This window comes from Arthrobacter sp. 05T47 (genome assembly GCF_056395825.1).
Genome location: NZ_JBFTKG010000017.1, coordinates 1 through 24,792 on the forward strand (window position 1 = coordinate 1; position 24,792 = coordinate 24,792).

Below are 24,792 nucleotides of genomic sequence, written 5' to 3' on the forward strand. Positions count from 1 at the left end.
CTGCACCTACCTGGGCAGCGCGGCCCGGTTCCCGCACACCGACGGCGCGTTCAGCCGGTACGTGAACCTGCCGGCGCGGATGCTCCGGGCGCTGCCCGCGGGCCTTGACCTGCGSACCGCGGCGCTGATCGAGCCGGCGGCCGTCGCMTGGCACGCCGTTGCCCGCGCCGGGGACGTGGCCGGCAAGACCGCCCTGGTGATCGGCAGCGGCCCCATCGGGGCCCTGGCCGTTGCCGTGCTCAAGCGGGCCGGCGCCGCCCGGATCGTGGCCGTSGACATGCATGCCARGCCGCTGGACATCGCCCGTGCCGTGGGAGCGGACGCCGTCCTCAAGGCGGACGAMGCGGAGGCGATCGCCGCCGTCGAGGCCGACGTCGTGATCGAATCCTCCGGCAACCACCACGGCCTGGCCTCGGCCATCCGGGGTGCGACCCGCGGCGGCACCGTGGTGATGGTGGGCCTGCTGCCCACCGGCCCGCAGCCGGTCCTGATCTCCCTGGCCATCACCCGGGAACTCGAACTCAGGGGCTCCTTCCGCTTTAACGACGAAATCGATGACGTCATCGCCGCCCTCGCCGACGGATCCCTGCAGATCGATCCCGTCATCACGCACACTTTTTCGCTGGACCGGGGACTGGAAGCGTTCGAGACTGCCGGGAATGCGGCGGTGTCCGGGAAGGTCCTGCTCGACTTCAGGCCGGCCCCGGAGTGAGGCGGTCCGCCGGCGGTGCGCTACCGGCGCTCGAGCGGAACGAACACCCGCGGCTGGTTCTTCCAGCTCGGCTCCATCTCGGAAATGGTGTCGCGCATGATCCGGTTCGAGGCCTCGCGGGCGGCGGCGGCCTCGCCGGCGGCGATGGCTTCGGCGACCTCCACGTGCCACTGCAGCGCCGTCTCGCGCGGGTGGTCCGGCATGAGGCCGTGGATGGTGCGCCCGGTCAGGGTCTCGGTGACCTGCCCCACCATGTTGGCGAACATCTCGTTGCCGGAGCCGGTCAGCAGCAGGGAATGGAACAGGATGTCCAGCTCCAGGAACCGGGGCACATCTCCGGCCTGCCCGGCGTCCCGCATGGCGTGCGAGACCTCCACAAGTTCCCTGCGGAGCTCCTCGGGGGCGTTGGCAGCTGCCAGCTCGGCGGCCACGGGCTCGACGGCGGTGCGGAGCTCGGCCAGGGAGCGCAGCTGGGCCCCACGGCCCTCGCCGGCCAGGCGCCAGCGGATCACGAGCGGATCGAAGGGATTCCACCGGTTGGAGGGCAGTACCCGGATTCCGACGCGCTTGATGGTCTCAACCAGGCCCAGGGACTGCAGGACGCGGACCGCCTCCCTGACCACCGAGCGGGAGACCTTGAGTTCGTCCTCAAGATGCTCGGCAAGCATGACGTGCCCGGCCGGAAGCTCGCCGGCCACGATCCGGGTCCCGAGGTGCTCAATGGCACGATGGTGGAGGCTCGTTGACATAGTCGTAAGCATAATGCTGCAAGCCTCTCCCGGGCCGATCGGCGGCCCGGGCGCAGGTGATCATAGACTGTTTGTGACGCGCAGTATTCCGCTACGTGGGCGCTGCTTTCCCGCAGCCCGCGGAAATACATATGGTTTATGTACAGCCACAAAAATCCCAAGGGCGGGTCCGCCCTCTGCGGTGCACCTTCCCGAGTCCTAGTTGAACGTCGCACATGAATCGCCGTACATAGATGGCGTACAGAAATGAATTGGAGTTTTGATGTCAGCACACATCGGTGTCACCGGCCTCGCGGTGATGGGGGCCAACCTCGCACGCAACCTGGCCCGGAATGGCTTCACCGTTGCCCTGCACAACCGGTCCGTGGAGAAGACAGACGCCCTGCTCGCAAAGCACGGCGACGAGGGCGACTTCGTCCGCACGGAAACCCTCCAGGAACTCGTTGATTCGCTGGAGAAGCCGCGCCGCGTGCTGATCATGGTCAAGGCCGGCAAGCCGGTCGATTCCGTGATCGAGCAGCTCGAGCCGCTCCTGGAAGCGGGCGACATCATCATCGACGCCGGCAACTCGCACTACGAGGACACCCGCCGCCGCGAGGCCGCCCTCGCCAAGAAGGACCTGCACTTCGTCGGCATCGGCGTCTCCGGCGGTGAAGAAGGCGCCCTCAACGGCCCCTCGATCATGCCCGGCGGCTCCAAGGAGTCCTACGACGCCCTCGGCCCGCTGCTGGAAAAGATCGCCGCCCACGTCGACGGCCAGCCCTGCTGCGCCTGGATCGGCACCGACGGCGCCGGCCACTTCGTCAAGATGGTCCACAACGGCATCGAATACGCCGACATGCAGGTCATCGGCGAGGCCTTCGACCTCCTGCGCTCCGGCGCCGGGATCGAACCGGCCGAGCAGGCCAAGATCTTCGAAGAGTGGAACAAGGGCGASCTCGCCTCCTTCCTGATCGAAATCTCCGCAGAGGTCCTCGGCCACGTCGATGCCAAGACCGGCAAGCCGTTCGTCGACGTCGTGGTGGATGCCGCCGGCCAGAAGGGCACCGGCCGCTGGACGGTCATCTCCGCGCTCGAGCTCGGCTCCCCGACGTCGGGCATCGCCGAGTCCGTCTTCGCCCGTGCCCTGTCCTCGCAGGCCGAGCAGCGAGTCCTGGCCCAGGAACTGCTGGCCGGCGGCGAGGCCGCCGTYGAGGTCCCCGAGAGCTTCGTCGAAGACGTCCGCCAGGCGCTCTACGCYTCCAAGCTGGTTTCCTACGCCCAGGRKCTGGACATGCTCACCTCCGCGGCCAAGGAATACGGCTGGGACCTGAAGCTGGATGAGATCGCCTCGCTGTGGCGCGGCGGCTGCATCATCCGCGCCGAACTGCTCAARGAGATCACCAAGGCCTACGCCGCGGCGGAAAAGCCGGCCAACCTGCTCTTCGCRCCGGCGTTCACCAAGGCGATCGCCGACGTSCTCCCGGCCTGGCGCCGCGTGGTGGCYACCGCGGTGCAGCTCGGCATCCCSGTACCGGTCTTCTCCTCCTCGCTGGCCTACTACGACGGCCTGCGCCGCAAGCGCCTGCCGGCCGCCGTGATYCAGGGCCAGCGCGACCTCTTCGGTGCGCACACCTACGGCCGGGTCGACRCCGAGGGCACCTTCCACACCCTCTGGGGCGAGGACAAGTCCGAGATCGAGGCAGTGGACACGCACTAGTCCGCACCGCGAACGGCCGGCGCTTCCCGATACTSTGGGAGGCKCCGGCCGTTCGTGTTTCCGCRCCGCACCCGCCCCAGACGTTCAGCACCCAGTTCAGCACCCAGTTCAGTTCAGCACCGAGTTCAGCGCCCAAGGAGTTCTGCCCATGCCCCAGCCCGTWGCGTTTGTCACCGGTGCGTCCACCGGGATCGGMTTCGAAACCGCGAGGAAGCTGGCCGCGGCCGGCTTCACCGTCTACGCCGGKGCCCGCCGGGTGGAGAAAATGGAGCCRCTGAAGGYYTCCGGCGTCAACGTGGTGKCCCTGGACGTGACGGATGAGGMGTCCATGWGCACCGCCGTCGGGGARGTGCTGGCCGCGCACGGCCGGATCGACGTCCTGGTCAACAACGCCGGCTACGGGACGTACGGCTCGCTCGAGGAGGTGGAGCTCGCCGAGGGGCGGCGGCAGTTCGACGTCAACGTCTTCGGCCTCGCCCGAATGACCCAGCTCGTGATCCCCGCCATGCGGGCTGCGCGGGCGGGCCGGATCATCAACATCTCATCGATCGGCGGCAAGATGTACGAGCCGCTGGGCGCCTGGTACCACGCGACGAAGTTTGCCGTGGAGGGCCTGAGCGATTCGCTGCGGCTCGAACTCAAGCCGCACGGCATCGACGTGGCCATCATCGAGCCTGCCGGGACGCAGTCGGAGTGGGGCACCATTGCGGCGCAGGGGCTGCTGGCCAGCTCCGGGAGCGGCCCCTACGCCGGCCAGGCCAAGGTGGTCGCGGCCGCKCTGGCCACCACGGACAACGCCGCGACGTCGGCGCGGCCGGAACTCGCGGCCGAGGCCATCCTGCACGCGGCCACMGCGCGGCGGCCCAAGACACGGTACCCGGTGGGAGCCAGCGCCCGGGGGATCCTGCTGCTGCGCCACCTGCTGCCGGACCGGGCGTTCGACGCCGTCCTGTGGAACATCTACAAGCGGTTCCCCGGCTAAAGTTTCGATGCGGCGCAGCGGAACCCGACGTGGCTCATCCCGGTGTCGATCATCTGCGGCCGCCGCGCGGCGGGCCGGTACCGCCGGCAATAGTTGTCGGCGCAGAGGAATGAACCTCCCTTGATGACCTTGCGCGGAACCGGAGCCTGACGCGGGTCGATGCTGGAGTCGCGCTCTCCGCCCCGGGGATTGCGCGGGGCACAGCATCCGGGGCCGGCGTCGTGCTGCTGGTACCAGTCACTGGTCCACTCCCACACGTTGCCGGCCATGTCATAGAGCCCGTACCCGTTCGGYGGGAAGGAACCCACGGGCGTGGTCGAGCCGTAGCCGCGGCGTGCCCTCCAGGGGAAGTCGCCGTGCCAGTAGTTCGCKCGCGGCGTGTGCGCGTCCTCCGGGTCCTCGCCCCACGTGAACCGCGCACCATCGAGRCCGCCCCGGGCGGCGTATTCCCATTCCGCCTCGGTTGGCAGACGGCATCCGGCCCACWCGGCGTAGGCTTCGGCGTCCTCGTAGGCGACATGCACCACCGGRTGGTCCGCGCGGTCGGCGATGGTGGTGCCGGGCCCGAAAGGCCGTCTCCAGTTCGCGCCCGGCGTCCACGCCCACCACTGGCTGAGGTGCTTCAGGTCGACGGGGCCGGGTGTTCCCGTGAAGACCATCGAACCCGGGACGAGGTTCTCGGCCGGCGCGCCCGGAAACATCTCCGGGTCCAGTGGCCGCTCCGCGACCGTGCGGTACCCGGTCGCCCGCACGAAGCTCGCGAACTCGCGGTTGGTCACCGTTGCCGKGCTGATCCAGAACCCGCCGACCCGCACCCGGTGCGCCGGGGCCTCCTCCKGGTAGTGCTCATCCGAGCCCATMRCGAACTCTCCGGCSTCGATGCGCACGAACCCCTSGGGAGCGACGGGCGGCGTGGCGGGGTGGGGAATCAATCGCCACCGGCCAGGAACGCCTGCAGCTTCTCCACGGCCTGGTCGATGCTGAASGTCGCYGCACGCTGGCGYGGCGGGAACTCCTCGAACGTGGCGAGGAACTCTGYCATGAGKGCCTGGGCGGCGAAGATGAGGTAGTCGTTCTCGAAGAGCCAGTCGAAGTACGTGTTCGAGGTGACGTCCGCCCGTTCGAAGGGGTCGGTGCGCARGTTGAACAGTTTCGGGATCCGCAACTGCACGAAGGGTTCGAACCACACCTGGAGCGTGCCCTGCACRCGCTGCTCCATGAACACGACCTTCCAGTTGTCGTACCTCAAGGCGAGCACGTCGCCGTCGTCGGAGAAGTACACGAGCCCCTTCCGGGGGCTCMCGGTGACTTCGCCCGTGAGGTAYGGGAGSAGGTCGTAGCCGTCGATGTGGACTTTGTAGGTGCGGYCGCCGATCGACTTGCCCTGCTTGAGTTCYTCGACCGTGGTCGTGTCGCCGGCGGCGGCGAGGAACGTCGGCAGCCAGTCATGGTGCTGGATGATCTCGTTRGACACGACCCCTGCCGGGATGTGGCCCGGCCACCGKATSATCTCGGGGACGCGGAACGCGCCCTCCCAGTTGGTGTTCTTCTCGCTSCGGAACGGGGTCATTCCGCCGTCGGGCCASGTGTTCATGTGCGGGCCGTTATCGGTGGAGTAGATCACGATCGTRTCCTCGGCGATGCCCAGTTCGTCGAGGTGGTCCAGGAGCCCGCCGACGAGTTTGTCGTGGTCGATCATGGTGTCGTGGTATTCRGACTGCCAGCGGCCGGCCTGGCCGATGCTCTCGGGCTTCGGGTGCGTGCGGAAGTGCATGTGCGTGGTGTTCATCCACACGAAGAACGGGTTGCCGGCGCCATGCGCGCGCCCGATGAAGTCCTTCGCCGCGGCGCCGAACTCCTCGTCGATCTTCTCCATGCGCTTTTTGGTGAGCGGGCCGGTGTCCTCGATGCGCTGYCTGCCGCGCGGGCCGAACCGCCCGTCCACAGTGTCGTCCTCGTCCTCGGTGGCCCAGGAGCGGATGACCCCGCGCGGCCGTGCCCGTTCGTTGAAACCGGGGAAGTCCTGGACACTGGGCCAGTTGGGCGATTCCGGCTCCTCCTCGGCATTGAGGTGGTACAGGTTGCCGTAAAACTCATCAAAGCCGTGGGCGGTCGGCAGGAATTCGTTCTTGTCGCCCAGATGGTTCTTGCCGAACTGTCCGTTCACGTAGCCGTGCGGTTTGAGGACCTCGGCGATGGTGGGGTCCTCGGCGCGCAGGCCGAGGTCCGCRCCYGGCATGCCGACCTTGCTRAGCCCGGTACGGAACACGCTCTGCCCGGTGATGAACGAGGCACGCCCTGCGGTGCAGCTYTGTTCGCCGTAGGAGTCCGTGAACCGCATGCCTTCCTCGGCAAGGCGGTCAATGTTGGGTGTGCGGTACCCCATCAGCCCGTCGCTGTAGCAGCTCAGGTTGGTGATGCCAATGTCATCGCCCCAGATGACCAGGATGTTCGGCTTACCGTTGGGCATGGCGCGTCTCCTCGCAGGCTTGGACGGCGCCAATTCAAGGACATTCCTAAGGGACACTGCACGTTTAGGACACTGCACGTTTAGGACACTGCACGGACGGACGCGCCGCTGTGCTCGACATCCTAGTGACACGGGGAGCAGGTGAAAAGACTTCCGYCGCCCCGRAGCGGCCCTAGATCCGGTATTCGATCAGGTATTCGGCYGGGTCGACGGCGGGTTTGGTCTCGCGCTGCGCGTCGCGGTGCCGCCAGGTCGCAGGCACGCCGGTGACGATTGAYTCGGCCGGGGCATCCTTGACCACGACGGCGTTGGCCCCGACGGCGCTGTCCCGKCCGATCGTRATGGGGCCCAGGATCTTGGCTCCGGCGCCGATCACCACGCGGTCYTCGATGGTGGGGTGRCGTTTGATCTTGGCCAGCGAGCGGCCGCCGAGGGTCACSCCGTGGTAGATCATGACGTCCTCGCCGATCTCGGCGGTCTCACCGATGACSACGCCCATGCCGTGGTCGATGAAGAAGCGCCGGCCAATGGTCGCGCCGGGGTGGATCTCGATCCCGGTGAGGAACCGGGCGAGCTGGGAGATGAGCCGGGCMGGGAACCGCAGGGCCGGGTTTTGCCACAGCCGGTGCGTCAGRCGGTGGAACCAGATGGCGTGCAGKCCGGAGTAGGCGAAGAAGTTCTCRAAAGAACCTCGAGCCGCCGGGTCGTGGGACCGGGCGGCGTCGAGGTCTTCCTTCAGTCTTGCGAAGAAGCTCACAAAGACCTTTCTGGGGAATCGTGGGACGGCGGCAGTGACKTTAGCCGCGGATGTCGTCGTACAGCACGGTGGAGATGTAGCGCTCACCAAAGTCGCAAACCACAGCAACAATGAGTTTACCGGCGTTCTCGGGGCGTTTGGCGAGCTCCAGGGCYGCCCAGACGATCGCGCCGGAGGAGATGCCGCCCAGGATGCCTTCCTTGATGCCGAGATCGCGGGCRACCCGGACGGAGTCTTCCAGGGTGGCGTCGATGACCTCGTCGTAGACGTTGGTGTCCAGGATTTCGGGGACGAAGTTCGCTCCGAGGCCCTGGATCTTGTGCGGGCCCGGGGCGCCGCCATTGAGGATGGGGGAGTCCTTCGGCTCGACGGCGACGATCTGGACGCCCGGCTTGCGTTCCTTCAGGACCTGCCCGACGCCGGTGACGGTGCCGCCGGTGCCGACGCCGGCGACRAAGATRTCCACCTTGCCGTCGGTGTCRGCCCAGACTTCCTCGGCCGTGGTGCGGCGGTGGATCTCCGGGTTGGCCTCGTTGGCGAACTGCTGGGCCCAGATGGAGTTCTCCGTGTTGGCCACGATCTCCTGGGCCTTCTCCACGGCTCCGCGCATGCCCTCGGARCCGGGGGTCAGGACGATYTCGGCGCCGTAGGCGCGCAGCATGACYCGGCGCTCGGTGGACATGGTTTCCGGCATGGTCAGGATGACCTTGTARCCGCGGGCMGCGCCCACCATGGCCAGGGCGATTCCGGTGTTGCCGGAGGTGCCTTCGACRATGGTGCCGCCGGGCTTGAGGGCACCGGCCTTCTCGGCAGCGTCAATRATGGCGACGCCGATCCGGTCCTTGACGCTGTTGGCCGGGTTGTAGAACTCCAGCTTGACGGCCACKGTGGCGTCAAGGCCTTCGGTCAGCCGGTTCAGCCGGACCAGCGGAGTTCCGCCSACCAGCTGGGTTACATCGTCATAGATCGGTGCCATGTATGTATGCCTGTCTTTGAAGAGGGTTGACTGAGGTCAGCCTAACGAGCGCGTACAGGCCCTAGCTAAGCATTAAGCCACGCAGAGTAATATTTCCTCGCCTTGGCCAGCTTCGGGTTGATGAYGACCTGGCAGTAACCCTGCTCGGGGTACTTGGCGAAGTAGTCCTGRTGAATTTGCTCCGCCACATGGAACTKCGGSAGCCGGCTGACCTCGGTSACGATCGGATGCCGCCACAGGGCCTGGTTCCGCTCGATCGCCTCCTCGAACAGGATTTTTTCCTCGGTGGTTTCGTAGAACATSGAGGAACGGTACTGCGTCCCGACGTCGTAGCCCTGCCGGTTCAGGGTGGTGGGGTCGTGGAGGACGAAGAACATGTCCAGGATGACTTCRGCGGGGATGACGTCCTCGTCGAACGTCACMGCCACCACCTCGGCGTGGCCGGTGGTCCCGGAGCACACAGARTAATAGTCGGGGTCGCGGTCATGGCCTCCGGTGTAGCCCGAGACGACCGAACTGACACCCTTGGTTTTCTGGTAGACGGCGTCGAGGCACCAAAAGCAGCCTCCGCCGAGGACAAAAGTTCTCATGACCTCTTCAATGGTTCGACGGTCCAGATGATTCCCCRCCCACCTTACGAGACCCTTACGAGTGTCAGGGGCGCCCGCGGATAGGGTAAAAATGGGGGTATGGAACCTGTGAACACCGATGTTTCAGCGGAGTCCGACGGCRCTGCTGCCGCCGACGACGGCGCTACCGGCCACGGCGAGGCCCCCGGCGCCGCGACGCTGGGCATGATCCAGCTGGCGGTGGAGGAGCTCTGGCCCGAATCCTTGGCCGAGGACTGGGAYGAGGTGGGCCTCGTGGCGGGCCATCCGAACGCCGAGGTGCACAGGGTCATGTTCGCCGTCGATCCGACCACGGACGTGATCGAGGAAGCCATTGAATTCGGCGCCGAACTGCTCATCACSCACCATCCGCTCCTGCTCAGGGGCGTGACGTCGGTCGCCGCGAATACGGCCAAGGGCAAGGCYGTGCACCGCCTCATCGAGTCCGGGACCGCGCTGATGACCGTGCACACCAACGGGGACTCCGCCGTCGGGGGAGTCTCCGATGTCCTGGCCGATGCCCTGGGCCTGCTGAATGTCGCCCCCCTGACCCCCGCCGCGAACGGGCTCCCCGAAGAAGGCATCGGCCGGGTCGGGGACCTCGAGGAGGTCCTGACGCTGGGTGATTTCGCTGCCCGGGTGTACGGCATCCTGCCCTCGGTGGCCGGCGGCGTCCGGGTATCCGGTGACCGGGACGGTCTGATCCGGCGGGTGGCTGTCTGCGGCGGCGCCGGCGATTCCCTCTTCGGGGAGGTGCGGGCCAGCAACGCGGACGTCTACGTGACAGCTGACCTGCGGCACCACCCGGCATCGGAAGCCCGCGAGGCGGCGGTCAACGACCGGCCCTACCTGATCGATGTGTCCCACTTCGCCAGCGAGTGGCTGTGGCTGCCCGCGGCCGCCGAAGCGCTGGGCAACGTGCTCACCGACCAGGGCCACGACGTCGAGATCCGGGTCAGCACCACCAACAGTGATCCGTGGGACTTCATTCTGACTCCGGGCTAAGCCTGGCGTGCGAGGGGCCCCGGGCGAGCGTAGCGAGGCTGGGGAGCACGTTAGGCGCTAGAGTCTAGGGAGCGCCGATACGGTGCCCGGCTTCGGCCGGATTGGATTTAGCGGAGGTAAATAGTGGCCAAGGCAGCACCGGCGGAACAGTTGAAGTTGCTCGAATTGCAGGGACTCGATGCCAAGCTCAAGTCCTTGTCCAACCGCCGGCGAAGCCTTGAAAGTGACTCCCGGATCACCGATCTTGAAGCTGCCCTCAGTGTGGCCAACGGTGAACTSGGYGCAGCRAAGGTKGCCGTCCACGACGCCGAGCTCGAGCTCAAGCGCTCAGAGGCCGACGTCGAGCAGGTTGCCTCCCGGATCGAACGCGACGAGGCSAGGCTCAACAGCGGAACGGGCCTGTCCAAGGACCTCGTTGCCYTGCAGCGGGACCTYGTTTCCCTGAACAAGCGCCGCTCGGACCTCGAGGACGTTGAGCTCGAAGTCCTCGAACGGCTCGACTCGCTCCGTGCCCGCCAAGTGGCCCAGCAGCAGATCGTGGACGACATCCAGGGCTCCTTCGGCTCCATCCGCGCCGAGCTGGACGAACAGCTGGCCGAGATCGCAGCCGAGGCCACCGTGGTGCGCGGGCAGCGGGCCGAGTTCGCCGCTGCCCTCGACGCCGGCATGCTGGCCATCTACGAGAAGACACTGGCTAAGCGCGGCGTCGGCGCTGCCCGGCTGTTCCACGGCACCTCGGAAGGATCGGGCATGCACTTGAGCCCGGGCGACCTCGCGGAGATCAAGGCCGCCGCCGAGGACGACATCGTCTTTTGCCCGGATTCCGGCTGCATCCTGGTCCGCTCCGCCGAGTGGGCCTAACCACCCAACTGACAAACAGCAGGGGCCGTTCTGAGTGTTCAGAACGGCCCCTGCTGTKTGCTAGTTGGGCAGGATGATGTTCAGGGTGTGCGGCTTCCGGGCCGTGCCCTCGACCAGTTCGGCAACCCACTTCTCGGCCGCCGCCTTCTGCAGCTGCGCCGGGGTSGYCGGCGCCTTKCCCCGGCGGGTGAGCAAATGGCGTGCCAGCTCGCCCCGGGTGTGCTTGGCAAAATGRCTGACCACCTTGCGCACGCCGCCTGTCTCGGTGAAGACGTTCACGGCCACCGTCTGTTCCGGCGGGGGAGTCCAGGCCGCGGCGTARGTGCTGGACCGGCAGTCCACCAGSAGCTCGCCCGCGGCGGCCACCGCCAGGGCCTCGCCCAGTTGCGGCTTCCAGAACGAGGCGAGCCGTCCGACGTCGGGCAGTGAGATCCCCATCGACAGCCGGTAGGCCGGCACACGGTCGGCGAAGCGGATGGCGCCCCACAGGGCGGAGACCACCAGCACCGACGCGTCGGCCTTCTTCCGCTGCGCCGGGGTCAGGGAGTCATAGCCCAGGGCGTCGAAGAGCACGCCGGAATAGACCTGGTGGGCCGGCGCAGCAGGTTCCGCGTGCAGGCGGGTGTTGCGTTCGACGTCGGCACTCAGCGAGGCGCCGACGCCCAGCAGCGCCAAGGCGTCCTCATGGGCGCTGACTGTGCCCAGCGCGTCCAGAACCCTGGCCCGGGAGCTGTTGAGGGCGGGAAAGCTTAAGGCGGTCCAGTCGGCGGCGTTCCCGCGCGTKGCGGGAGTCTTGCCCTCGGAGGGCGGCAACAGAATTAGCACCGTACGATCCTACCGGCGCCGGCGGCGCCCGGTTCAGGCGAGGTTGTAGCCCAAGAAGGACAACACATCGGGCAGGACGGACCGCCAGTAGCTGWAGTCGTGGCCGCCGGGCCGGAAACCACCCTCGACCTCGCCCGGGAGTCCTGAACGGTAGGCACGAACCGWGGMGGCAAGCTCGTCGCCGGTGCCGCAGTCGATCCGCTTGGGCAGCGCCGCGAGTCGGGGTCGGAGCGCGAACACGTCATGGGCYGCGAAGTCGGCCGGGCCGTCGAAGGCCGATTCCTGGCGWGGGTCGTAGTGGTCCCAGACCGCTGGGCTCATGGCCGCGACGGCGCGGACTCCGGGCAGCCGGCCCTGCGAGGCGAGCAGCAGGGAACCGAAGCCTCCCATGGAGAGGCCAAAGAGGCCGATCCTGCCCAGGTCGCAGCCCTGGCTGCCCAGGAACGGWACAAATTCCTTCACCAGCATCGACTGGGTGTCGCTGCCGTCGGCGCGCGGGTGCCACCASGTGTTTCCGCCGTCCACRGCAGCGATCGCGAAGGGCGTGCCGCCGGCGTCGAGGTGCCGTTGGAGGGCCTCCTGGGCGGCCAGGTCCTCGAGCAGGACGGTGTGGCTGCCGTTGAGTCCGTGAAGAAAGACAGCCAGGGGCAATTCCGGCTGTGTGCCGCCGGGCGGCAATTCGGGRGCGGCCAGGGACCAGTGGCTGGCGATCCCGGGGCGGTAAGCCGAGACGAATGAGCCTGAGCTGGTCCGGACTGTCAACGGGGCGGCRGGCGCCGGGGGCGCTGTCGCCGTCGGGCCYGCTGGTACGGCCGGAGCRGCTGRTGCTGGCGGAGTCATTTCGGCGGGCGCGATGCGGGCAGTGCAGSCCGTGAACGCGGCCGCGCCCAGGCCGATTCCCGCCAGCTCCAGCAGGCGTCGCCGGGTCAGGGCAGACTCGTCCATCTTCCGATAATAGGCCCGGGGGTCCGGCCCGGTCCGGACGTGTCACCGGAGGCCCCCGCGCTGACCGTAGAATGGACAGCGGATGGGTTGACCAGGCGGCCGCGCGTCACGCAAGTGGCTCGAGGAACGTCCGGGCTCCGCAGAGCAGGGTGGTGGGTAACGCCCACTCGGGGTAACCCGCAGGCCAGTGCCACAGAGAACAGACCGCCTGCGTGCGGCGTGTGTTTGCACAGGCCGCAGGGCAGGTAAGGGTGAAACGGTGGTGTAAGAGACCACCAGCTTCCCGGGTGACCGGGAAGGCTAGGTAAACCCCACCCGGAGCAAGGCCAGACAGGGCACGTTTGAGGGCTGCTCGCCCGAGTGTCCGGGTAGGCTGCTGGAGGGCGTCGGCAACGGCGTCCGTAGATGGATGGCCGCTACTCCCGCCCCGGCAACAGCGCGGGAACACAGAACCCGGCGTATCGGTCAACCCATCCATCCAAACCGCCGGGAAATCCGGTCCTGCCCGGCAGGATTCGGCCGTCACAGGCTGCCGGCCGGGGGTCGCGTGACTGCAGGGTTGCAAGCTTGGGAAAACCTTGAGGCGTGGTTGACATCATCCCCGCGAGCCCCGACACTTCAATGAACGCTTCAGGTAACGGTGCATGAGCGATGGTYGAGGAGTCATAGTGCCGGACGACGCAGCATACGACTATGTCATCGCCGGCGGTGGCACAGGCGGCAGCGTCTTGGCCGGCAGACTTAGCGAAGACCCTTCCATACGCGTGYTGCTGCTCGAAGCAGGRAAATCCGACCGCCATCCGTTCATTCACATGCCCGCGGGCTTCCCCAGACTCAAGGGGGGCCCGTATCAGTGGGCCTACAACAGCGTTCCGCAAAAGCACAGCARCGGCCGCAGCATCGCGCTTCCCCAGGGCCGGGGACTCGGCGGCGGCGGCTCCATCAACTCCCAGGTCTTCACGCGGGGCGTGGACGAGGACTACGACGGGTGGGTCGCGGACTACGGCTGCGAGGGCTGGTCCGCCGCTGAGGTGTCCAGGTATTTTGTCCGTTCGGAGTGCAACTCSAGACTCGCAGGACCCCACCACGGAACCCAGGGGCCGCTTGGCGTCTCGGATCCCCGGCGTCCGCACACGCTCTCGGCGGCGTTCGTGCAGGCCGGACAGGAGTTCGGGCTGCCGTACAACAACGATTTCAACGGCGCCCAACAGCACGGCGTCGGTTTCTACCAGACCACCACGAAGAACGGCCGCCGGTGCAGCGCGGCCGTGGCCTACCTCAAACCCGCGCGCAAGCGCCGCAATCTCACGGTCCGCGTCAACGTGACCGTTTCCAAAGTGGTCATCAGGAACGGCCGTGCCGTCGGCGTRCAGGCAGTCGAAGACGGGGTGGTGAGAACCTACGGCGCGCGGCGGGAGGTCATTGTCGCCAGCGGCGCCTTTGGATCGCCGAAGTTGCTGCAGCTTTCGGGGATCGGCGACCCGGCGGACCTCGCTGCCGCCGGGATCGACGTCCTTCATGCCCTCCCAGGCGTCGGGAAGAACCTCCAGGATCACCTGGACCTGGACATCATCTACGAACTCACCGACGACCACAGCCTGGACCGCTTCAACCGCGTGCGCCCGGCGACGGTCCTGGCCGGCCTCGAGTACCTGGCCTTCCGCTCGGGACCGTTCGCGTCCAACCTTGTCGAGGCCGGCGGTTTCAGTTACGCCAAYAAGGATGAGAAAACCCCTGACCTGCAGTTCCACTTCCTGCCCGCCGCGCGTTCAGAGCCGGGCATAGCGTCGCTGCAGCCCGGGTTCGGCATGACGTTGAACTCCTATTTCCTGCGACCCCGCAGCCGCGGGACGGTCAGGGTCGCATCCTCAGACCCCACACAGTCGCCGCTCATCGATCCGAATTTCCTMGCGGACGACTATGACCTGGAGATGACGATCGCCGGCGTGCAACAGAGCCGCCAGATCATGGAACAGACATCGATCGCAGCCTTCATCAAAAARGAGCACATCGGTGACGGCTCACGSGTGAAGACCCGCGACGAGTACGTGAAGTTCGTGCGCTCCCACGGAAGGACTTCGTACCACCCGGTCGGCACCTGCGCCATGGGGACCACCGATGATTCGGTCGTCTCGCCCCGGCTGAAGGTCCACGGGCTGGAGGGATTGCGGGTGGTTGACTCCTCGATCATGCCCCGCCTGATCAGCGCCAACACGCAGGCGCCGACCATCATGATCGCGGAAAAGGCCGTCGACATGATCCTGGAGGACGCAGCCCGGCTGGCGCCAGGAGTGAGTGGTTTTGCCGGCTCTTCTAAGGCCCCGGACGGTGTGTGAGTCATTTCACGCGCCACAGGGCACCGGAGCATGCCGGGCCGCCCGTAGAATTGATGGTGAACGTAGAAGTTCTGCCGCCGGGTCTGCGTTCGCAGCCGGCGGTTTTTCTTTGCGCTCGATGAGGCGCCCGGGGTGGACCGAATCCCTGCCGGTGCCCGGTACCGGACACCCTCCGGCGGCCGACTTCCCCCTACGAGGACGTAGGGGGTGGATTCTAGGAAGGTAGTTCTGTGAGCCAGACGTCAGATTCTTGTCTTGATACGTGGATGGGCCGCGAGGCGCTCGCCGAGGCCATGATCCCCGTGATCGGCCGGCTGTACCGCGAGAACAACGTGGTGACCTCCATCCACGGACGCAGCCTGATCAACAAGTCCACCATGAATATCCTCAAGGCCCACCGCTTCGCCCGCCGGATGAGCAAGGAAGAACTGCGCCTCGAGGAGACGGCCCCGCTGTTGGAGGCCCTGACCAAGCTGGACCTCGGCGCCGCGGCGATCGATATTGCCCGCCTCACCGAAAAGTACCGTGCAGAGGGCGACGGCGCCAGCCTGGATGAGTTCCTCCGCGGGGAACTCGCCGAGATTGTCGGCAAGCGCGGCGGCGACGACCGCACCAGCACCGACGTCGTACTCTACGGCTTCGGCCGCATCGGCCGGCTCCTGGCCCGGCTCCTGATTGAAAAGGCGGGCGGCGGCCACGGCCTGCGCCTGCGCGCCATCGTGGTMCGCCGCGGTTCCGACAACGACCTCGCCAAGCGCGCCAGCCTGCTGCGCCGCGACTCCGTCCACGGCTCTTTCGAAGGCACCATCAAGGTGGACCTCGAAAACGACACCATCACCGCYAACGGCGTCCAGATCCAGGTCATCTACTCGGACAACCCCGCCACGATCGACTACACCGCYTACGGCATCCACGATGCCCTGGTCGTGGACAACACGGGCCGCTGGCGCGACGCCGAAGGCCTGTCCCAGCACCTGAAGAGCAAGGGTGTGTCCCGGGTTCTCCTGACCGCCCCGGGCAAGGGCGAGCTGAAGAACATCGTGCACGGCATCAACCACGGCACCATCGCCGACTCGGACACGATCGTCTCGGCGGCCTCSTGYACCACCAACGCCATCACYCCCGTGCTCAAGGCCATCAACGACCGCTACGGCGTGGTGCACGGGCAYGTGGAGACGGTCCACTCYTTCACCAACGACCAGAACCTGATCGACAACTTCCACAAGGGTGACCGCCGTGGCCGCTCCGCCGCGCTGAACATGGTGATCACCGAGACCGGTGCCGCCAAAGCCGTCGCCAAGGCCCTCCCGGAACTGCTCGGCAAGCTCACGGGCAGCTCCATCCGCGTCCCCACCCCGGACGTGTCGCTGGCCATCCTGAACCTKAACCTGGAGAACGGCACCACCAAGGACGAGGTCAACGACTACYTGCGGGAAATGTCGCTGCACTCCGAGCTGCGCAAGCAGATCGACTACATCGATTCGCCCGAGGTTGTCTCCACGGACTTCGTCGGYTCGCGCCGGGCRGGCATCGTGGACGGCCTGGCCACGATCTCCAACGAGAAAAACCTCGTGCTGTACGTCTGGTACGACAACGAGTTCGGCTACAGCTGCCAGGTGGTCCGCGTCATGGAGGAAATGGCCGGGGTCAATCCGCCGTCCTTCCCCGCCAAGGACGCGGCCTCCATCCTCGAGGCCGCCGGGCTGCCCGTCGGCCTCTAGCCMCCGGACTAAAAGTCCCTGACCGGGACTTATTCYCCTTTTCCCGGCCGGTTCACTGGAATCGGTCGGGAAAGGGAACCACAATGGTGCCATGGAACAGAACCCGGCTGTTGAACACGAGACCACCCTGGAACACGCGCTGGACGTCGCGCGGAGCAACGCGAAGGAAGCCAAGCGGCTGCTGGACGACGCCATGGTCAAACGCGAGGCCGGTGAAGTCAACGACGACCGGGTGAACCAGCTCCAGTCACTGCTGGACCTGGCCAACCAGGACCTGAAACGGGTCACCCGGGAGCAATAGCCGACGGCGTTTTCCGCCACCGCTCCCCAACACTGTGGACARCCTCCCGGATGTCAGAGCACCCGCGTAGGCTCGGGTCGTGAAGCCAGAACGCCGCCTGCGGCCGCCCTCATGACCGTCACCTGGACGGAATTCCGCCGCGCCCGGCGCAGATCGCGCCAGGCGTGGCTTCTCCTCRCCGTGGCCGCACTGGCCCTGCTCGGCGGCCTGTTCTGGTTCTTCACTGCCGGYCAGTTTGCCGCCGCCGAGCCACGGACCCCGGGTCCCAGCGAGGCCCCGGTGCTTGCCCGCGAGTGGATGAAGCCGGTGGAGGCWGTCCGGYCCGTACCGGCGGGCASCGCCGCCRGCGTGCTMGACACTCTTGCGGTCAAGGGACGGTCGGCAAAGGACAATTACGACCGGAGCGCCTTCGGCCAGGCSTGGCTCGACGTGGACCGCAACGGCTGCGATACGCGCAACGACATCCTCCGGCGGGACCTGGCGGCCGCGGAATTCGTCAGCGGTTCCCGGTGCCAGGTGGCCGGMGGCACGTTCCAGGAACCGTACACCGGCCGCATGATCGTGTTCCGGCGCGGCCCCGACACCAGCGCGGAAGTGCAGATCGACCACGTCGTGGCGCTGGGCGACGCGTGGCAAAAGGGCGCCCAGCAGCTCACCGCGCAGCAGCGGGAGCACCTGGCCAACGACCCCCTCAACCTGATCGCCGTCGACGGCCYCGCAAACCAGGACAAGAGCGCCTCCGACGCCGCCACCTGGCTGCCGCCCAACAAGGCTTTCCGCTGCCACTACGTTGCCCGCCAGATTTCGGTCAAGGCGGCCTACCAGCTGTGGGTCACASCCGCAGAGAAGGAGGCGATGAAACGGATCCTCGCGTCGTGCCCMGGGCAACAGAGCATCGTTCCGGGTTGACGGCAATGCGTGTCCTGTCCTGGCGTGCCCAGCGCCAGTCTTCATGCCCCGGGCRTGGGAGTTCCGCCCGTCACGGCTTCCGGGCTGGAGGACCCTTGTAGCCGTTCTGCTAACGGGCCAAAATGGGCGCGGCGGGACAAAGCGCCCGCCGGAATACAGGAACGGAACCATGGCACATCGCGCGGACGAGTCCGGCAAGGGGCACGCCGGTCACAAGAAGGGCTCCGCACGGCGGCGGGGCCGGCTGGATACCGGAATCTACGAGGCCGAACTTCTCCGGCTCCAAGGAGAACTGGTTGCCCTCCAGGAGTGGGTCAGGAGCAGCGGGGCGAGGGTCCTCATCATTTTTGAGGGTCGGGACGCCGCCGGCAAGGGGAGTGCGATCAAGCGGGTCACCGAATACCTGAATCCGCGKTTTGCCCGGATAGTCGCATTGCCGGCGCCGACGGAACGCGAACGCGGTGAATGGTATTTCCAGCGCTATGTGGCSCATCTCCCCGCCGCAGGGGAAATCGTCCTGATGGACCGCTCCTGGTACAACCGTGCCGGCGTCGAACACGTTATGGGCTTTTGCACCCCGGCGGAACACAAGCGCTTCATGGCACAGTGCCCGGTTTTTGAACGGCTCCTCATCGACGACGGCATCCTGCTCTTCAAGTACTGGTTCTCGATCAGCCATGCGGAACAGGAGCGGAGGTTCAAGTCCCGYCTGGAYGATCCCTTGCGGCARTGGAAGCTCTCGCCGATGGACCGGGAGGCAATCTTGCGGTGGGAAGACTACTCGCGGGCCAAGGACGACATGTTCGTGCAGACGGACACCGCGGAATCACCGTGGTACGTGGTGGAAGCAGAAGACAAGCGCCGGGCAAGGATCAACGTTATCGCCCACCTGCTCTCCAGCATCGAATACACCGAAGTGCGGACAGAGCCGGTGACTTTGCCGGAGCGGCCTAAGGCCGTCAACTACACACGCCCGCCGCGGGAACTGTTCCACTACGTCCCGGACTTCGCGGCGAGCCTGGGRAAACCGGYCGASGGCTGAGMGGCACGTGGACCCCGCCGSGGMGGCCTGCCGGCTTGSGGGCTCGCCCGCGGAGAAGGGAGGCGCAATTGAGCCTGCTTTGTAGACTGCAGCATGGACATTGTGAAATACGTGACGCCGCTGCTGGGCAGCTGGCAGGGAAAAAACCGCCTCCGGATCATGCCCACGGACGACTACAAGGATTCGGCGGCCACGGCCTCCGTCGAGGTGACCGCGGCGCACTTCGTRAGCGTCGCCTACACCTGGTCAGACGGCGCGAGCCCCCAGGAGGGTCTGCTGCTCCTGGCCGGTGGTGCGTCCGACGAGGACCCGGCCACCGCCGTGTGGGTGGACTCCTGGCACACCGGCAAGGCACTGATGCAGTTCTCCGGGACMGTGGACGGGGACGGAWTCCTCCGGCTCAACGGCTCCTACGCGGCGCCCAGYGGCCCGGATTGGGGCTGGCAGATCCACATCCACCCGGGCGAGACCGCACGCATCACCATGCACAACATCGTCCCAGGTGAAGAMCCCTATCARGTGGTGGACCTGGCACTCGACCGGTAGGGTACCGGCATGGACATTATCCTCGTACCCGGATTCTGGTTGGACGCCTCATCGTGGGAGGACGTCACCCCGCCGCTCACCGCGGCCGGGCACAAGGTCTACCCGCTGACCCTGCCCGGCCTGGAGTCGGTCGATGCGCCCCGCGCAGGCATCGGCCTGCGCACGCACATCGACGCCGTCGTGGCGAAGATCGACTCCTTCGACGCGCCGGTGGTCCTGGTGGGCCACTCCGGCGGCGGCGCCATCATCCACGGCGCCGTCGATGCCCGCCCGGACCGGGTGGCCCGGGCAATCTACGTGGACAGCGGCCCGCTGGGCGAGGGCGGGRTCATCAACGAYGAACTCCCGGCCGACGGCGAYGASGTGCCGCTGCCGCCGTGGGAGCTCTTCGAGGACGCGGACCTCACCGACCTGACCGRCGAGCTGCGCGCCATGTTCCGYGCCCGCGCCATCCCGCAGCCCCGMGGCGTGGCCCAGGACSGGCAGCAGCTCAAGGATGAACGCCGGTTCGAGGTCCCGGCCACCGTCATCGCCTGCGAATTCCCGTCCTCGATGCTCACGGAAATGATYGCCGGGGGCCACCCGTTCGTGGCGGAGCTCGSGCGGRTCCGCGACGTCGACTACGTGGACCTGCCCACCGGCCACTGGCCGCAGTTCACCAAGCCGGCCGAACTCGGCGCCGCCATCCTGGCCGCCGTCGACCGCACCGCGGGGAGCTAGCCGGCCGCGTCACGCGCTCGTCCCGCCGAAACGCCCGCGATCAGGCTGCGCGGTCAGTGGCCGAACGGGTCCGGATCCACGCCCGGCATCCAGGTCAGGCCGGGAACACCCCAGCCGCTGCGCTTGGCCTGCTTCATGGCCTTGCGCGAATAGCGGTCGATCAGCCGGTTGACGTAGAGCTTGCCGTCGAGGTGGTCGTACTCRTGCTGGATGACCCGGGCGAACCAGCCGGTCGCCTCGAATTCCACCGGATTTCCGTCGCCGTCGAAGCCCTGGACCCTCGCCCATTCGGCCCGCTTGAGCGGGTACTGGCCGCCSGGGAAGGACAGGCAGCCTTCCTCTTCCTCGTCGGGGTCCGGCAGTGCGCCGGAGACCTTGGACAGGGTCAGGACGGGGTTGACGACCACGCCGGTGGGCGGGGCGCCGTCGTCGTTTTCGTACTTGTACACGAAGAGCCGCTTGCCGACCCCCACCTGGGGTGCGGCGAGCCCGACRCCGTTGGCGGCGTCATTGGTCTCGAACATGTCGGCGATCAGGGTGCGGAGCTCGTCGTCGAATACTTCGACTTCCGCGGCCCGGCGGTGCARTACGGGCTCGCCCCAGATCGTGATGGGCAGGACGGTCATGTCAGGAAATTTCCTCAGGCTGTTGGAGTCGCGGCAGCTCAGCCGGCGATGGTGCGGCCGACGACGTCGCGCATGATTTCGTTGGTGCCGCCGAAAATCGTCAGCAGCCGGGCGGCCAGGAAGGCCTGTGCCACCGGGTACTCGAGGATGTAGCCGTAGCCGCCGTGCAGCTGCAGGCAGCGGTCCGTGACGGACTTGGCGCGCTCGGAAGCCCACAGCTTGGCGCGGGCAGCGCCGGCGGCGTCGAGCTCCCCGGCGTTGAAGGCCAGGATGGCCTGGTCCACGTACGCTTCGGTGACCTCGACCTCGGTGAGGATGTCGGCCAGCTGGAAGCGGCTGTTCTGGAAATCGATGATCCGCTCGCCGAACGCGTTGCGGTCCTTCGTGTAGCGGACGGTCTCCTCGTACATGGCGCGCACGACGGCGGAGCTCGCCACGGCGATCGCCAGGCGGCCCTGGGGGAGCTGCTCGGCGGCRTACTGCAGGCCCTTGCCTTCCTCGCCCACGAGATCGGCATGCGGRACGCGGACATTGTCGAAGAACAGTTCGGCGGTGTCGGAGGCTTTCAGGCCCATCTTGTCCAGCTGCTTGCCGGTGTTGTAGCCCTCGCCCTTCTSGACCATGAACAGCGAGAACGAGTCGTGGTTYCCGCGTCCGGTGCCGCCGTCGGTGCGGGCCAGGACCAGCGACGCGTCGCCKGAGATGCCGTTGCCGATGAACGTCTTCTGGCCGCTGATCAGCCARTCGTCGCCGTCGCGCACGGCTTTGGTGCGGATGCCGCGCAGGTCCGAGCCGGCRCCCGGTTCRGTCCAGGCGATCGAGGTGACCTTCTCGCCGGARACCATGCCCGGCAGCCAGCGGGACTTCAGGTCATCCGAGCCGTAAGCCAGCAGGTGGGGGAGGACCATGTCGTCGTGCAGGTGGAACGCCAGGCCCACGGCGAGGTGGTTGCTCTTGGCGAATTCTTCGTCGAGCACTGCGCGGAAGCGRTAATCGGACATCCCCATGCCGCCGAAATCTTCCGGCACGGCGAGGCCCAGCAGGCCCTGTTCGCCGGCCGTGGACCACAGGTCCCGGGACATCATGTGGTCCTCGTCCCACTTGGCGTAGTGAGGGGCRACCGCGCGGACGTTGAACTCGGCGGCCATCTCACGGAACATCTCGTGGTCTTCTTCAAAGAGCTTGCGCTTCACTGCGTTTCCTTCCAACGACAGATCCCGGGACGACTGCACGGACAAAAAACCAAAAAACCAGAAAACACCGTACAGACAACAAAGGCCGCACCGGATATCCGGTGCGGCCTTTGGAAAAGGTCGGACAATCACTGCCGTCCTTCATGAGGGTGAGCGACGGGGGTTGAACCCGCGACCTCCTGGACCACAACCAGGCGCTCTGCCAACTGAGCTACGCCCACCATGTGCCGTATCAGGCCCTCCGGCGAACCGGCTGGCTGGAAAGGCAACGACAAATAGCTTACCTGTTGTTCGGGGGTGCTTTTGCCACTTTTGCGGTTTTCACCAAAATTTCGTCAAAAAGTGGTGCAGATTACTTTCCGGCAGGCTCGTTTTTCGAAGGATCGGCTTCGTCGCCGCCCATGACGCGCTTGGCGATCCGCTGGGCCGTGGCGCTGTCCGGGCCCGGTGCGGGGACGAAGACGGCCTCGCGGTAGTACCGGAGTTCGTCGATSGAGTCCTTGATGTCGCCGAGGGCACGGTGCCCRCCCATTTTGGCGGGGGACTGGAAGTAGGCCCGGGCAAACCACCGGCGGGAGAGCTCCTTGATGGTGCTTACGTCAATGACCCGGTAATGCAGGTGCTCCACAACCTCGGGCATGTCGCGTACGAGGAACACGCGGTCGGTGCCCACGGAGTTGCCGCCGAGCGGAGCTTTCTTCGGGTCCGGCACCCACTTCTTGATGTACTCGAGAACGGCGGCCTGTGCCTCGGCCATGGTCTTGCCGTGCGGCARCTCCGCCAGGAGRCCGGACCGGGTGTGCATGTCGCGGACAAAGTCGTTCATCTGGGCCAGCGCGGCGTCGTCGGGCTTGATGACGACGTCGACGCCGTCACCGAGAATGTTGAGCTCCGAATCGGTCACCAGGGCGGCCACCTCGATGAGGGCGTCATTCTTGGTGTCCAGGCCGGTCATTTCGCAGTCGATCCAGACGATGCGTTCGTTAGTAATAGGCACCCGCCCAGCCTACCGTTCCGACGCCGCAGAGCCGTCCGGTGCTAGGATTTCGGATACGCGGCCGTCGAATTAATTCGTCAACTCATTTCGTGAACGCGGCGCCCCGGGCCGGACAATGCGGCYGGCTGTGGGCGGAAACATGGCCCACAACAGATTGGACGATCCTGACATGACGGCGCCTGTGCCAGCGGCGGGGGAAACGGCAGTCGGTACGTCCCTCACRTCCCCGTCCCGCCCCTCGGAATCCGGCCAGCCTGGGTCCGCCCGGCGTGGGCTGGGCTCGCGTGTGCCACGCCCGGCACGGGACGATTCTGCTGGCGACGTCGACAACCCGCGGTCSCCGATCCTTGCCGGGTTCCTGGGATCGCTGTTCATGACGATCGGCTCGATCGGGGTCGGCTGGCTCGCCCCCGCGTCAGAGCTCCGCCGCGTTCCGCTGTTCATCTGGATGCGCACCGAGGCGTTTGGTGTCGCCCTGTCCATTGTCCTGCTGGCCTTTGGCGGCATGCTGCTGGTCCGYGCSTGGCTGCGGCTCGGCCAGCGCGTCCGGGTCTGGGGAGAYGGMGCCCGGAAGGCCACGCTCCAGGCGACGGTGGCCTGGGGCCTGCCCCTGATGTTCTCMGTGCCGCTGTTCAGCCGTGACGTCTACGCGTACATCGGCCAGGGCCGGCTCATGGTGGAGGGCTTCAACCCCTACGAAAACGGCATCTCGGCGCTGTCCAACTACTTCCAGCTCGGCGCCGACCGGATGTGGACCGAAGCCCCGGTCCCCTACGGGCAGCTGTTCCTGTGGATCGAACAGTTCGTSGTCTGGGCCACCAACGTCCACCCCGAGGGCAGCATCATGCTGTTCCGGATGGCCGCGCTGGTGGGCGTGGTCCTGTGCGTGATCTACGTGCCAAAACTGGCCGAACTGCACGGCGTGAACCCCAACCGGGCCCTGTGGCTGACGGCAGCGAATCCGCTGTTCCTCACCAACTTCATCGCCAGCGTCCACAACGACTCCCTCATGATCGGCCTTGCCCTGGCCGGKCTCTATTACTGCGCCACGCGTCGGGTCATCCTCGGCATCGTGCTGGTCACGCTGTCCATCTCGGTCAAGCCGATCACCGTGGTCTTCCTGCCCTTCATCGGCCTGCTCTGGGCGGGCAAGGGSGCCAGCTGGCCGCGCAAGGTCCTCTTCTGGGCGCTTACGGCCGGGCTCAGCCTGGCCCTGTTGTACGCCATGAGCCGGGTCAATGGCTTCGGYTTCGGCTGGATCAACGGGYTGTCCGCCCCGGGCAGCATCTGGATCTGGTACGCGCCCGTCGGCCTGGTGGGCCTGATGGTGGCCTCCATCTCCAACGCGTTCGGCCTCGACGGCTGGGGGCTGGCCAAATGGGCKTTCGACGCCGGCAAGCTGCTCGCCGTCGGGAYCGTCGCCTGGCAGATCTTCCGCGGYGACTACGACCGCCTGATGCGCCGCCTCACCCTGGCGTTCGCCGCCGTSGTGCTSCTGTCCCCGATGATCCAGTCCTGGTACATCGTYTGGCTCATCCCGCTCTTTGCCGTCACGGGCATCCGCGACGACTGGCAGGTCAAGGCGCTGTACTTCATCGTGTCCTTCTTCATGGTGTACGCGATCTCGGACCAGCTCGATGTCTTCCCGTACCTGCAGACCGCGGACCTTGGCCTGGCGCTGGCTCTGGCCCGCAACGCCGCGGCCATCATCGCCCTGCTGTTTGCCCTGTACCTGATCTTCCTGGACCCSAAGACCAAGCAGCTSTTCAGCAAGTCGGACGAGCCGGTCACGACGCGGCCCATCATCTAGCG

General features: G+C 66.8%; 24 protein-coding genes, 1 tRNA gene and 1 other RNA gene. 14 read left to right on the plus strand and 12 right to left on the minus strand.

Annotated features, from left to right (window positions below; all coding sequences use genetic code 11):
- Positions 1-712: zinc-binding dehydrogenase (locus tag AC1DEY_RS13090; RefSeq protein WP_476868308.1), on the plus strand; the 712-nt coding region annotated here is incomplete at its 5' end.
- 20 nt (positions 713-732) lie between these two features.
- Here AC1DEY_RS13090 and AC1DEY_RS13095 read toward each other — a convergent pair.
- Positions 733-1,461, minus strand: a complete 729-nt coding sequence (locus AC1DEY_RS13095; protein WP_476868309.1) for a FadR/GntR family transcriptional regulator — start codon at positions 1,459-1,461, stop codon at positions 733-735.
- Between the two features lie 262 nt (positions 1,462-1,723).
- Here AC1DEY_RS13095 and gndA point away from each other — a divergent pair, with 262 nt between their 5' ends.
- Together gndA and AC1DEY_RS13105 are read left to right on the plus strand one after the other, a co-directional pair.
- On the plus strand, positions 1,724-3,160 hold the full coding sequence (gene gndA / locus AC1DEY_RS13100; protein ID WP_476868310.1) for an NADP-dependent phosphogluconate dehydrogenase: 1,437 nt from the start codon (positions 1,724-1,726) through the stop codon (positions 3,158-3,160).
- 148 nt (positions 3,161-3,308) lie between these two features.
- Positions 3,309-4,142 carry an oxidoreductase gene (locus AC1DEY_RS13105; protein WP_476868311.1) on the plus strand — a complete coding sequence of 278 codons (834 nt, stop codon included), beginning with the start codon at positions 3,309-3,311 and terminating at the stop codon, positions 4,140-4,142.
- Here AC1DEY_RS13105 and AC1DEY_RS13110 read toward each other — a convergent pair.
- From AC1DEY_RS13110 to msrA, 5 genes are all read right to left on the minus strand, one after another.
- Entirely contained in the window at positions 4,139-5,029 is an 891-nt protein-coding gene (locus AC1DEY_RS13110; RefSeq protein WP_476868312.1) for a formylglycine-generating enzyme family protein, read from the minus strand. The genes AC1DEY_RS13105 and AC1DEY_RS13110 overlap by 4 nt on opposite strands.
- A gap of 41 nt (positions 5,030-5,070) precedes the next feature.
- Positions 5,071-6,612, minus strand: coding sequence for an arylsulfatase (locus AC1DEY_RS13115; protein ID WP_476868313.1), 1,542 nt, complete (start codon positions 6,610-6,612; stop codon positions 5,071-5,073).
- A gap of 172 nt (positions 6,613-6,784) precedes the next feature.
- Complete coding sequence (gene epsC / locus AC1DEY_RS13120) at positions 6,785-7,369, minus strand: serine O-acetyltransferase EpsC (RefSeq protein ID WP_018773413.1); 585 nt, start codon at positions 7,367-7,369, stop codon at positions 6,785-6,787.
- Between the two features lie 40 nt (positions 7,370-7,409).
- The gene (gene cysK / locus AC1DEY_RS13125) at positions 7,410-8,345 is read right to left on the minus strand and encodes a cysteine synthase A (RefSeq protein WP_441408710.1); all 936 of its coding nucleotides are present in this window, start codon (positions 8,343-8,345) and stop codon (positions 7,410-7,412) included.
- Positions 8,346-8,410: 65 nt separating this feature from the next.
- Positions 8,411-8,935, minus strand: coding sequence for a peptide-methionine (S)-S-oxide reductase MsrA (msrA, locus tag AC1DEY_RS13130; RefSeq protein WP_476868314.1), 525 nt, complete (start codon positions 8,933-8,935; stop codon positions 8,411-8,413).
- A 99-nt stretch (positions 8,936-9,034) separates the two neighbouring features.
- Between msrA and AC1DEY_RS13135 the strand changes: the two genes are divergently transcribed.
- Both AC1DEY_RS13135 and AC1DEY_RS13140 read left to right on the plus strand, forming a co-directional pair.
- Entirely contained in the window at positions 9,035-9,958 is a 924-nt protein-coding gene (locus AC1DEY_RS13135) for a Nif3-like dinuclear metal center hexameric protein (protein ID WP_476868315.1), read from the plus strand.
- 123 nt (positions 9,959-10,081) lie between these two features.
- Complete coding sequence (locus AC1DEY_RS13140; RefSeq protein ID WP_441408713.1) at positions 10,082-10,819, plus strand: zinc ribbon domain-containing protein; 738 nt, start codon at positions 10,082-10,084, stop codon at positions 10,817-10,819.
- A 60-nt stretch (positions 10,820-10,879) separates the two neighbouring features.
- Here the strand turns inward: AC1DEY_RS13140 and AC1DEY_RS13145 are convergent, their stop codons facing one another.
- Both AC1DEY_RS13145 and AC1DEY_RS13150 read right to left on the minus strand, forming a co-directional pair.
- Entirely contained in the window at positions 10,880-11,644 is a 765-nt protein-coding gene (locus AC1DEY_RS13145) for a YaaA family protein (protein ID WP_476868316.1), read from the minus strand.
- Between the two features lie 33 nt (positions 11,645-11,677).
- Positions 11,678-12,589: an alpha/beta hydrolase gene (locus AC1DEY_RS13150; RefSeq protein ID WP_476868317.1), complete on the minus strand. Its 912-nt coding sequence runs from the start codon at positions 12,587-12,589 to the stop codon at positions 11,678-11,680.
- 83 nt (positions 12,590-12,672) lie between these two features.
- Between AC1DEY_RS13150 and rnpB the strand changes: the two genes are divergently transcribed.
- The 8 genes from rnpB (at position 12,673) to AC1DEY_RS13190 (ending at position 20,164) form a co-directional block, all read left to right on the plus strand.
- Positions 12,673-13,066, plus strand: an RNA gene (gene rnpB / locus AC1DEY_RS13155) — RNase P RNA component class A.
- A 167-nt stretch (positions 13,067-13,233) separates the two neighbouring features.
- Positions 13,234-14,925 carry a GMC family oxidoreductase gene (locus AC1DEY_RS13160; RefSeq protein WP_476868318.1) on the plus strand — a complete coding sequence of 564 codons (1,692 nt, stop codon included), beginning with the start codon at positions 13,234-13,236 and terminating at the stop codon, positions 14,923-14,925.
- A gap of 230 nt (positions 14,926-15,155) precedes the next feature.
- Positions 15,156-16,646, plus strand: coding sequence for a glyceraldehyde-3-phosphate dehydrogenase (locus AC1DEY_RS13165; protein WP_476868319.1), 1,491 nt, complete (start codon positions 15,156-15,158; stop codon positions 16,644-16,646).
- Between the two features lie 91 nt (positions 16,647-16,737).
- A complete protein-coding gene (locus AC1DEY_RS13170; RefSeq protein ID WP_476868320.1) occupies positions 16,738-16,947 on the plus strand; it encodes a hypothetical protein in 210 nt (69 codons plus the stop codon).
- A 111-nt stretch (positions 16,948-17,058) separates the two neighbouring features.
- On the plus strand, positions 17,059-17,856 hold the full coding sequence (locus tag AC1DEY_RS13175) for an HNH endonuclease family protein (RefSeq protein ID WP_476868321.1): 798 nt from the start codon (positions 17,059-17,061) through the stop codon (positions 17,854-17,856).
- A 169-nt stretch (positions 17,857-18,025) separates the two neighbouring features.
- A complete protein-coding gene (gene ppk2 / locus AC1DEY_RS13180) occupies positions 18,026-18,898 on the plus strand; it encodes a polyphosphate kinase 2 (protein WP_476868322.1) in 873 nt (290 codons plus the stop codon).
- Positions 18,899-18,991: 93 nt separating this feature from the next.
- Positions 18,992-19,444 carry a DUF1579 family protein gene (locus tag AC1DEY_RS13185; RefSeq protein WP_476868323.1) on the plus strand — a complete coding sequence of 151 codons (453 nt, stop codon included), beginning with the start codon at positions 18,992-18,994 and terminating at the stop codon, positions 19,442-19,444.
- A gap of 9 nt (positions 19,445-19,453) precedes the next feature.
- Positions 19,454-20,164 (plus strand): alpha/beta fold hydrolase, encoded by a 711-nt coding sequence (locus tag AC1DEY_RS13190; protein WP_476868324.1) that lies wholly within the window; start codon positions 19,454-19,456, stop codon positions 20,162-20,164.
- Positions 20,165-20,217: 53 nt separating this feature from the next.
- On the opposite strand, the gene def is transcribed toward AC1DEY_RS13190, so the two are convergent.
- The 4 genes from def to orn form a co-directional block, all read right to left on the minus strand.
- The gene (def, locus tag AC1DEY_RS13195; RefSeq protein ID WP_476868325.1) at positions 20,218-20,790 is read right to left on the minus strand and encodes a peptide deformylase; all 573 of its coding nucleotides are present in this window, start codon (positions 20,788-20,790) and stop codon (positions 20,218-20,220) included.
- Between the two features lie 38 nt (positions 20,791-20,828).
- Complete coding sequence (locus AC1DEY_RS13200; protein WP_476868326.1) at positions 20,829-21,983, minus strand: acyl-CoA dehydrogenase family protein; 1,155 nt, start codon at positions 21,981-21,983, stop codon at positions 20,829-20,831.
- Between the two features lie 148 nt (positions 21,984-22,131).
- Positions 22,132-22,204: transfer RNA gene (locus AC1DEY_RS13205), tRNA-His, on the minus strand.
- A gap of 131 nt (positions 22,205-22,335) precedes the next feature.
- Positions 22,336-22,980, minus strand: coding sequence for an oligoribonuclease (gene orn / locus AC1DEY_RS13210; protein ID WP_476868327.1), 645 nt, complete (start codon positions 22,978-22,980; stop codon positions 22,336-22,338).
- 169 nt (positions 22,981-23,149) lie between these two features.
- On the opposite strand from orn, the gene mptB reads away from it, so the two are divergent.
- Positions 23,150-24,790: a polyprenol phosphomannose-dependent alpha 1,6 mannosyltransferase MptB gene (mptB, locus tag AC1DEY_RS13215; RefSeq protein WP_476868328.1), complete on the plus strand. Its 1,641-nt coding sequence runs from the start codon at positions 23,150-23,152 to the stop codon at positions 24,788-24,790.
- Positions 24,791-24,792: the final 2 nt, after the last annotated feature.